This window comes from Streptococcus mitis (assembly GCF_003942865.1).
In the GTDB taxonomy this organism is placed as follows: domain Bacteria; phylum Bacillota; class Bacilli; order Lactobacillales; family Streptococcaceae; genus Streptococcus; species Streptococcus mitis_BI.
In genome coordinates, this window is sequence record NZ_RJNZ01000007.1 from 84,602 (window position 1) to 94,299 (window position 9,698).

Here is a 9,698-nt window from a genome sequence, read left to right on the forward strand (position 1 = left end):
AGGAAATAAGATGGCAAAAAATGTTGTGATTACAGGGGCGACCTCAGGAATCGGTGAAGCGATTGCGCGTGCTTATCTGGAGCAGGGAGAGAATGTCGTTCTAACCGGACGACGGACAGACAGACTAGAAGCCCTTAAGTCGGAGTTTGCAGAAGCCTTCCCAAATCAGATAGTTTGGACTTTTCCGCTAGATGTCACAGATATGACCATGGTAAAGAATGTCTGCTCTGATATTCTAGAAACGATAGGGAAGATTGACATCTTGGTTAATAACGCCGGTCTGGCTCTAGGTTTAGCACCCTATCAGGATTATGAAGAGCTGGATATGTTAACAATGTTAGATACCAATGTTAAAGGTTTGATGGCAGTCACTCGTTGTTTCTTGCCAGCAATGGTAAAAGCCAATCAAGGACATATCATCAATATGGGCTCAACCGCAGGAATCTATGCCTATGCGGGTGCAGCAGTTTATTCAGCTACCAAGGCAGCGGTTAAGACCTTTTCAGATGGACTGCGAATTGATACCATTTCAACAGATATCAAGGTGACCACCATTCAGCCTGGAATTGTCGAAACAGATTTTTCTACAGTGCGTTTTCATGGTGACAAAGAGCGGGCTACGTCCGTTTACCAAGGAATTGAAGCCTTGCAAGCTCAGGATATTGCAGATACAGTAGTCTATGTGACCAGTCAACCTCGTCGTGTACAGATTACAGATATGACCATTATGGCCAATCAACAGGCGACAGGTTTCATGGTTCATAAAAAGTAAAAAATTTCCTCGAAAAGTTACAAATTTCTGTAACTTTTTTTGATTTCCTACGAATAGATAAGTAGGAGGAAGAAAATATGTATAATAAAGTTATCTTAATCGGACGCTTGACGTCTACACCAGAATTGCACAAAACCAACAATGACAAGTCAGTAGCGCGAGCGACTATTGCAGTCAACCGTCGTTACAAAGACCAAAATGGGGAGCGTGAAGCTGACTTTGTCAATATGGTCCTATGGGGCAGACTAGCAGAAACAATGGCAAGCTACGCAACCAAAGGAAGTCTCATTTCAGTGGATGGAGAATTACGTACCCGTCGCTTTGAGAAAAATGGTCAAATAAATTATGTGACTGAAGTACTTGTTACAGGATTCCAATTATTAGAAAGTCGTGCCCAACGTGCCATGCGTGAAAATAACGCAGGTCAAGATTTGGCTGACTTGGTTTTGGAAGAAGAGGAATTGCCATTTTAAGTATTGAAAAGTCTGAGTTGCTCTCAGGCTTTTTATCTTGAGAAAGTCAGACTTTTTTCTTGACTATTTCTGACCAAGTGATACAATAGAACTATAAATTAGCACTCAGATATAAAGAGTGCTAATACTATCTATCTCATTATGGAGGAAATCAGATGTTGAAACCATTAGGAGACCGTGTGGTCTTGAAAATCGAAGAAAAAGAACAAACTGTTGGAGGTTTTGTCCTCGCAGGTTCAGCTCAAGAAAAAACCAAAACAGCCCAAGTTGTGGCTACTGGACAAGGTGTTCGTACCTTGAACGGTGAATTGGTTGCTCCAAGTGTTAAAGCTGGAGACCGTGTCTTAGTTGAAGCCCACGCAGGTCTTGATGTCAAAGATGGCGATGAAAAGTACATCATTGTTGGCGAAGCTAACATCTTGGCAATCATTGAAGAATAGAAGGAGAAAGTAAGTATGTCAAAAGAAATTAAATTTTCATCAGATGCTCGTTCAGCTATGGTTCGTGGTGTCGATATCCTTGCAGACACTGTTAAAGTAACCTTGGGACCAAAAGGTCGTAATGTCGTTCTTGAAAAATCATTTGGCTCACCCTTGATTACCAATGACGGTGTGACCATTGCCAAAGAAATCGAATTGGAAGACCATTTTGAAAATATGGGTGCCAAATTGGTATCAGAAGTAGCTTCAAAAACCAATGACATCGCAGGTGACGGGACTACAACTGCAACAGTCTTGACCCAAGCTATCGTCCGCGAAGGAATCAAAAACGTCACTGCAGGTGCCAATCCAATCGGTATTCGTCGTGGGATTGAAACAGCAGTTGCCGCAGCAGTAGAAGCCTTGAAAAACAATGCCATCCCTGTTGCTAATAAAGAAGCTATCGCTCAGGTTGCAGCTGTATCTTCTCGTTCTGAAAAAGTCGGTGAATACATTTCTGAAGCCATGGAAAAAGTTGGTAAAGACGGCGTCATCACTATTGAAGAGTCACGTGGTATGGAAACAGAGCTTGAAGTTGTGGAAGGAATGCAGTTTGACCGCGGTTATCTTTCACAGTACATGGTGACAGATAGTGAGAAAATGGTGGCTGACCTTGAAAATCCGTACATTTTGATTACTGATAAGAAGATTTCAAATATCCAAGAAATCTTGCCACTTCTAGAAAGCATTCTCCAAAGCAATCGTCCACTTTTGATTATTGCAGATGATGTGGACGGTGAGGCTCTTCCGACTCTTGTTTTGAACAAGATTCGTGGAACCTTTAACGTGGTAGCAGTTAAGGCGCCTGGATTTGGTGATCGTCGCAAAGCCATGCTTGAAGATATCGCGATCTTAACAGGAGGAACAGTTATCACAGAAGACCTTGGTCTTGAGTTGAAAGATGCGACAATTGAGGCGCTTGGTCAAGCAGCGAGAGTGACCGTGGACAAAGATAGCACTGTTATCGTAGAAGGTGCTGGAAATCCTGAAGCGATTTCTCACCGTGTTGCGGTTATTAAGTCTCAAATAGAAACTACAACATCTGAATTTGACCGTGAAAAATTGCAAGAACGATTGGCGAAATTGTCAGGTGGTGTCGCAGTGATCAAGGTCGGAGCTGCAACTGAAACTGAGTTGAAAGAAATGAAACTCCGCATTGAAGATGCCCTCAACGCTACTCGTGCAGCCGTTGAAGAAGGAATCGTTGCTGGTGGTGGAACAGCTCTTGTAAATGTCATTCCATCCGTGGCTGATTTGGAATTGACAGGAGATGAAGCAACAGGGCGCAATATTGTTCTCCGCGCCTTGGAAGAACCTGTTCGTCAAATCGCCCATAATGCGGGATTTGAAGGCTCTATAGTTATCGATCGTTTGAAAAATGCCGAGCTTGGTACAGGCTTCAACGCAGCAACTGGAGAGTGGGTCAACATGATTGAAGAGGGAATCATCGACCCTATTAAGGTTAGCCGTTCAGCCCTACAAAATGCAGCATCTGTAGCTAGCTTGATTTTGACTACGGAAGCAGTTGTAGCCAACAAACCAGAACCAGTAGCCCCAGCTCCAGCAATGGATCCAAGCATGATGGGCGGGATGATGTAAGATTTCGCTACGAAGCAATTTATAAGAAACACAAAAGGAGGGAATGCCTATCCCTCCTTTTTATGCTATTCACTTCTAAATAGATTTGAGCTCTCCTAACTTATATGATAAAATAAGACTAGAAAAAGGAGAAGAACATGATCGATGTAGAAGAAATTCTGAGCAAGATGAACCCCAATCAGAAGATTAATTATGACCGTGTCATGCAGAAGATGGTACAAGTATGGGAGAAAAATGAGCAACGGCCAACCATTCTCATGCATGTTTGCTGTGCCCCTTGTAGTACCTATACCCTAGAATACCTGACTAAATACGCTGATGTGACCATCTATTTTGCCAATTCTAATATCCATCCCAAGGCAGAATACCACAAGCGGGCCTATGTTACTAAGAAATTTGTCAGTGATTTCAACGAGCGGACAGGAAATACGGTTCAGTACCTAGAAGCTCCCTATGAGCCCAATGAATACCGTAAGTTAGTCAGAGGACTGGAAGAAGAACCAGAAGGTGGCGACCGTTGCAAGGTTTGTTTTGACTACCGACTGGATAAGACAGCGCAAGTGGCTATGGATTTGGGCTTTGACTACTTTGGTTCAGCCTTGACTATTAGTCCTCATAAGAATTCTCAAACCATCAACAGCATCGGAATCGATGTGCAAAAGATTTATACAACCCACTATCTTCCAAGTGATTTCAAGAAAAATCAGGGTTACAAACGTTCAGTAGAGATGTGTGAAGAGTATGATATCTATCGTCAATGTTATTGTGGATGCGTCTATGCAGCCCAAGCTCAGAATATTGACCTGGTTCAAGTTAAGAAGGACGCCACAGCTTTCATGCTTGATAAGGATGTTGAAAAAGACTATTCCCATATCAAATTTACAGTTACAAAATTAGATATATAAATGAAAACTTGCCTCAAGGTAGGTTTTTTGCTAGTAGAAAAGCGATAGACAGAAATTGCTGGACCAATCTTTGAATTTCTAGTTCAAGGCTTGTGAGTCTTCAACAAGCCTTGGACTCTTAAAAAAATGAAGTTTTGCTCAAAAGAGCTTTTTATATTAAAACGAGCAATTATCAGTTCAAACCTGTTTCAAAAGAAGAACGGATAAATTAATCCATGCTTTGTTTTTGAGTTAGGAAGTTAAGCATGCTAAACTGAGTCGTAGGAATAAATTTCTTTATAGAAATTTGTTACAACTCTGCTATGACGGAATATTCCTTTTTTGCATTTATACAACTTATTTAACACTATCTTTATTCTTGTGATATAATGTCAAATTATAGAGTGGAGGTCATTTAAAATGATTGATAAAGTAATTGAACAATATAAAAGTCATGATAATCTTGATATTCGAGTAGAATTGCATAAGAAGTATTCAAAAAATAAATTGGGATTTAATAATTGGATATTTTCTAACTACCAAATCACTGATGAAGTAAAGGTTCTAGAATTGGGATGTGGTACAGGAGAACTGTGGAAAAGTAATAGTGATTCTATAGATAAAATGAAGCAGTTGGTTGTTACAGATTTTTCTAAAGATATGGTGAAATCAACGAAGTCAGTGATTGGAAATAGAGACAATGTCAACTATGAGATAATGGATATTCAAAAGATTTCTTTTGAGAATGAAACGTTTGATATTGTTATTGCTAATATGCTTTTACATCATGTGAATGATATTCCTAAAGCTCTCTCTGAGGTGAATAGGGTCTTAAAAACAGGAGGAATTTTTTACTGTGCTACATTTGGTGAAAATGGAGTTGTAAATTATTTGGCAAGTTTATTTAAAGATGAGGTTAATCAAGATTTAGAAAATAAAACGTTTACTTTACAAAATGGTAAAAGGTACCTGAGTAGGTATTTTAACTCTGTCGATACATTACTCTATGATGATGAGTTACAGGTAACTAGTATAGATGACCTGGTTAAATACATCCAATCGTTTAAAGGAATTTCAGAAATAGGTTCACTAGAAGAGGAAATAATACGTAAAAGATTGGAAAGTGAGTTTTATAATGGTATGTTGATCATTCCTAAAGAATATGGTATGTTTATCGCTCGAAAAGAAAGTTAAGGGAACGAAAGTGTGAAAAATTATGGAGAAGCTTTTCGATATTTTAGAAAATTAAACGGATATTCTTTAGAGTATGCTGCAGCTGATTCTATATCAAAATCTCAACTTTCTAGATTTGAAAGGGGCGAAAATGAAATTTCTCTTTCAACATTTTTTGAATTATTATCAAATATCAATGTTTCGATAGAGAATTTTTTTAATTACTTAGAACATTATAAAAGATCGGAGCTTGATGATTTTTTGGTTAATTTATCTCCGAATTTTTATAGTTTGAATACTAAAGGATTGGAGGAAATAAAAAATGAGCAACAAAAACTTTTTGAGAAGAGTGGGGAAAAAACTCATAAAATAAATACAATTATGGTTCAGGGATTATTAAATCAGATAGATTGTAATTATGTAGTTAGTAGAGAAGATCTAAATTTAGTATATGACTATTTATTCCAGAAGGAACGATGGGAGTCTTATGAGATAACATTGATTGGTAATTTATATCATCTTTTTGAAATAGATTATATTTACAGGGTCGGAAAAGAAATACTAGAGCGTACACATTATTACGAAAAAATCGGTAAGAATAGAAATTTAGTTGTGTCAGCTTGTTTAAATTTTTGGTTCTGTTGCCTTGAAAATTCACATCTAATATATGCAGACTACTTTGAAATGAAATTAAAGAAATTATTAAAAGATGACACAAAAGTTTTTGAAAAATCTACATTCAAATTTGTAGAAGGATATAAAATATATCTGACTGAATCTAAAGAATCTGGAATTAAACAAATGAAAAATGTCATAAAATATTTTGAGTTTATTGAATCTAAAAGTATTGCTTTATATTTTCAAAAACGATTAAATGAGTTGGTAGATTAAATAGCATTTTCTCTGTTAAGTCATTTTTTACAAAGATTGTACTATAGGATTGATGCTATGCGGAAATACAATAACTAAATTTTTTGATAGGAAGGAGACCTGTATTTTTTATACTAATCATCTTCTTATTTTTTGTATTAGACGATAGAAGATTGTTGTAAACTTACAAGGAACAAAGATATTAAAAAATATCAGTATGTCTATTTGTTTTATATATTTCGCGAATTCTGCATAAATCTCTTTCTAGTAATGTGTTGTAACTCTACTATAATGGATTTATTCCTTTTTATGTTTACACAATTTATTTTACACTACCAAAAAATAAGGTCAGGATTTTGTTCCTGACCTTTGACAACTTTACCGATTCTTTAGTTCTACATAGCGCTTGTACCAAATGTTTACATAGGCTTCTGAGAAAGGACCACGTCCATTATTAATCCAATCAACAAGAATTTTGACATGTTCTTTTAAAATATAGTCTAAGTCATCAGAATAATTCATTTTGCGTTTGTGACGCTCGTACTCCTCAACATCTAAGAGACGTTTTTCCCCATCTGTAAAAATTTTAACATCCAAATCGTAATCAATATACTTCAGAGCTTCTTCATCCAGATAGTAGGGGCTAGCCATATTGCAATAGTAGGAAATTCCATTATCGCGAATCATGGCAATGATATTAAACCAATATTTCTTGTGAAAGTAAACAATAGCAGGTTCTCGAGTGACCCAACGACGACCATCACTTTCGGTAACCAGTGTGTGATCGTTGACACCAATAATGGCGTTTTCTGTTGTTTTTAGTACCATGGTGTCCCGCCAAGTTCGGTGGAGACTCCCATCATGCTTATAACTTTGAATTGTAATAAAGTCGCCTTCTTTTGGAAGTTTCATAACTAACCAACTTTCTACAATTTATAAGTTTATCGTTTACTATTGTACCATAAAATTGCCTAAAATCTGTGAATTTTACATGAAAATATTAAAGATATTCTCTGAGAGCGCTTGCTATATCCGAAAAATCGTAGCCCTTTCGTGCTAAAACTTGAGTTAAACGCTGTTTAAGTTCGTATCCTTCATGCTTTCGAGCATACTTAGCATATTGCTTATCAAGTTCCTTGAAGATGAGTTCCTGAGTCGTTTCTTGGTCAACTTGACTATCCAACTCGTCAAGGGCACTTTTAGCATCAGAATAGGAAAACCCCTTGTTGGTCAAGTTTTGGATAATCTTTTCTTGCAAGGCACGAGCTGGAAGTTTTCCCTCATATTTTTTCAATAGTTTATTAGCTACACGTTGAGCAACTTCCGAAAAATCAAATTCTTTTAAAATTTCTTCTGTAGTAGATTTTGAAATTCCTTTTTGTGTTAGTTTCTGAGTCAGTACATAAGGACCCTTGTCTCCTGAAAGTTGATTGGTATTGATGATAGCATAAGTGTACTGGCTATCATTAATCCAATTATCCTCTTTAAGATTATCAATGACTTGAGAAACTATGTTTTCATCAATATCGTATTTTTTCAGATATTCTCTGACTTCTTTTTCAGTGCGCGCTTTAAAGGATAGGTGGTAGAGAGCTAGATTCTTACCGTAAGAAAATTGGGCAAAGTCCTGAATCTCTTTCAATTCTTCTTCGCTTATCACCTTATCTCTTGATAACATAAAACGAACAATAGTATCTTCAGTAATATAGCATTTGTCGCCATTATCAAGCTCCATAAGATAGAGTCTTTTTTTCTTTTCAAGTTTTGTGATTTTCATAGTTCTATTATAACTCAAAATGTGATAAGATAGGGTTATGAATCTCAAAGTGAAACAAAAAATACCATTAAAAATCAAGCGCATGGGAATTAATGGTGAGGGAATCGGCTTTTATCAAAAAACCTTAGTCTTTGTGCCTGGTGCTCTCAAAGGAGAAGATATCTATTGTCAGATTACTTCTATTAAACGTAACTTTGTTGAAGCAAAATTACTAAAGGTTAATAAGAAGTCTAAATTCCGTGTTGTGCCAGCATGTACTATTTACAATGAGTGCGGAGGCTGCCAAATCATGCACCTGCATTATGATAAGCAGCTAGAGTTCAAGACGGACTTACTTCATCAAGCGCTGAAAAAATTTGCCCCTACAGGATATGAAAACTATGAAATTCGTCCGACAATTGGTATGCAGGAACCAAAATATTACCGTGCCAAGTTACAATTTCAGACTCGAAAATTTAAAAATCAGGTCAAGGCGGGCTTATATGCACAAAACTCTCACTATTTAGTAGAGTTGAAAGACTGCCTGGTACAAGACAAGGAAACCCAAGTGATTGCTAATCGTCTAGCAGAATTACTTACTTATCACCAGATTCCAATCACGGATGAGAGAAAAGTTCTAGGTGTTAGAACTATAATGGTCCGACGAGCAAGAAAGACTGGACAGGTTCAGATTATTATTGTTACAAATCGTCAGCTTAATTTAACCCTGCTGGTAAAAGATTTAATTAAAGATTTTCCAGAGGTTGTGACAGTAGCTGTTAATACAAATACAGCTAAAACCAGTGAGATTTATGGTGAAAAGACAGAGATTATCTGGGGAGAAGAGAGTATTCAAGAAGGTGTACTCGATTATGAATTTTCGCTATCTCCTCGGGCTTTCTATCAACTAAATCCTGAACAAACAGAAGTCCTTTATAGCGAGGCAGTAAAAGCGCTGGATGTTAGTAAAGAAGACCATTTGATTGACGCTTATTGTGGAGTTGGAACGATTGGATTTGCCTTTGCAAAGAAAGTAAAAACACTCAGAGGTATGGATATTATTCCAGAAGCCATTGAAGATGCTAAGCGAAATGCTAAAAGAATGGGATTTGACAACACACATTACGAAGCAGGAACAGCGGAAGAGATTATTCCTCGCTGGTATAAGGAAGGCTACCGAGCAGATGCTCTGATTGTGGACCCACCACGTACAGGTCTGGATGATAAGTTATTAAATACTATTCTTACTTATGTACCAGAAAAAATGGTCTATATTTCTTGTAATGTTTCGACCTTGGCTCGTGATTTGGTGCGCTTAGTAGAAGTCTATGACCTCCATTATATCCAGTCGGTCGATATGTTCCCACATACAGCTCGAACTGAAGCTGTTGTAAAATTAATAAAAAAAGTTTAAAAAAGGTGTTGACAAAGTTAGAAAAGTCGGTATAATAGTAAGAGTTGAAAATAACAGCTCTGGTCCGTTGGTCAAGGGGTTAAGACACCGCCTTTTCACGGCGGTAACACGGGTTCGAATCCCGTACGGACTATGGTATGTTGCGGTTGAGACACTTGATGAAAAAAGTTTTAAAAAAGTTTCAAAAAAGTGTTGACAAGCGAAAGCGACTGTGATATACTAATATAGTTGTCGCTTGAGAGAAGCAAGTGACAAAGACCTTTGAAAACTGAACAAGA

At 37.2% G+C, this 9,698-nt stretch carries 10 protein-coding genes and 1 tRNA gene; 9 read left to right on the plus strand and 2 right to left on the minus strand.

All coding sequences use genetic code 11. The annotated features are described in order from the left end of the window. Nucleotides 1-10 precede the first annotated feature (10 nt). From D8845_RS06340 to D8845_RS06375, 7 genes are all read left to right on the plus strand, one after another. Nucleotides 11-772 carry an SDR family NAD(P)-dependent oxidoreductase gene (locus D8845_RS06340; RefSeq protein WP_125452866.1) on the plus strand — a complete coding sequence of 254 codons (762 nt, stop codon included), beginning with the start codon at nucleotides 11-13 and terminating at the stop codon, nucleotides 770-772. 77 nt (nucleotides 773-849) lie between these two features. Beyond that, nucleotides 850-1,245 carry a single-stranded DNA-binding protein gene (locus tag D8845_RS06345; protein ID WP_124788423.1) on the plus strand — a complete coding sequence of 132 codons (396 nt, stop codon included), beginning with the start codon at nucleotides 850-852 and terminating at the stop codon, nucleotides 1,243-1,245. A gap of 155 nt (nucleotides 1,246-1,400) precedes the next feature. Then, on the plus strand, nucleotides 1,401-1,685 hold the full coding sequence (gene groES / locus D8845_RS06350) for a co-chaperone GroES (protein WP_060806144.1): 285 nt from the start codon (nucleotides 1,401-1,403) through the stop codon (nucleotides 1,683-1,685). 15 nt (nucleotides 1,686-1,700) lie between these two features. Next, the gene (gene groL / locus D8845_RS06355; RefSeq protein WP_125452867.1) at nucleotides 1,701-3,323 is read left to right on the plus strand and encodes a chaperonin GroEL; all 1,623 of its coding nucleotides are present in this window, start codon (nucleotides 1,701-1,703) and stop codon (nucleotides 3,321-3,323) included. Between the two features lie 137 nt (nucleotides 3,324-3,460). Beyond that, the gene (locus D8845_RS06360) at nucleotides 3,461-4,228 is read left to right on the plus strand and encodes an epoxyqueuosine reductase QueH (protein ID WP_000567569.1); all 768 of its coding nucleotides are present in this window, start codon (nucleotides 3,461-3,463) and stop codon (nucleotides 4,226-4,228) included. 399 nt (nucleotides 4,229-4,627) lie between these two features. Beyond that, nucleotides 4,628-5,401 (plus strand): class I SAM-dependent methyltransferase, encoded by a 774-nt coding sequence (locus D8845_RS06370; RefSeq protein ID WP_125452868.1) that lies wholly within the window; start codon nucleotides 4,628-4,630, stop codon nucleotides 5,399-5,401. Nucleotides 5,402-5,413: 12 nt separating this feature from the next. Continuing rightward, a complete protein-coding gene (locus D8845_RS06375; RefSeq protein ID WP_125452869.1) occupies nucleotides 5,414-6,271 on the plus strand; it encodes an Rgg/GadR/MutR family transcriptional regulator in 858 nt (285 codons plus the stop codon). Nucleotides 6,272-6,628: 357 nt separating this feature from the next. Here D8845_RS06375 and D8845_RS06380 read toward each other — a convergent pair whose 3' ends face one another. Together D8845_RS06380 and recX are read right to left on the minus strand one after the other, a co-directional pair. Continuing rightward, nucleotides 6,629-7,162 (minus strand): DUF402 domain-containing protein, encoded by a 534-nt coding sequence (locus D8845_RS06380; protein ID WP_000775316.1) that lies wholly within the window; start codon nucleotides 7,160-7,162, stop codon nucleotides 6,629-6,631. Nucleotides 7,163-7,250: 88 nt separating this feature from the next. Beyond that, complete coding sequence (gene recX / locus D8845_RS06385) at nucleotides 7,251-8,027, minus strand: recombination regulator RecX (RefSeq protein ID WP_125452870.1); 777 nt, start codon at nucleotides 8,025-8,027, stop codon at nucleotides 7,251-7,253. Between the two features lie 37 nt (nucleotides 8,028-8,064). Between recX and rlmD the strand changes: the two genes are divergently transcribed. After that, nucleotides 8,065-9,420 carry a 23S rRNA (uracil(1939)-C(5))-methyltransferase RlmD gene (rlmD, locus tag D8845_RS06390; protein WP_125452871.1) on the plus strand — a complete coding sequence of 452 codons (1,356 nt, stop codon included), beginning with the start codon at nucleotides 8,065-8,067 and terminating at the stop codon, nucleotides 9,418-9,420. A 61-nt stretch (nucleotides 9,421-9,481) separates the two neighbouring features. Beyond that, nucleotides 9,482-9,553, plus strand: a tRNA-Glu gene (locus D8845_RS06395). The last annotated feature ends 145 nt before the right edge of the window (nucleotides 9,554-9,698 follow it).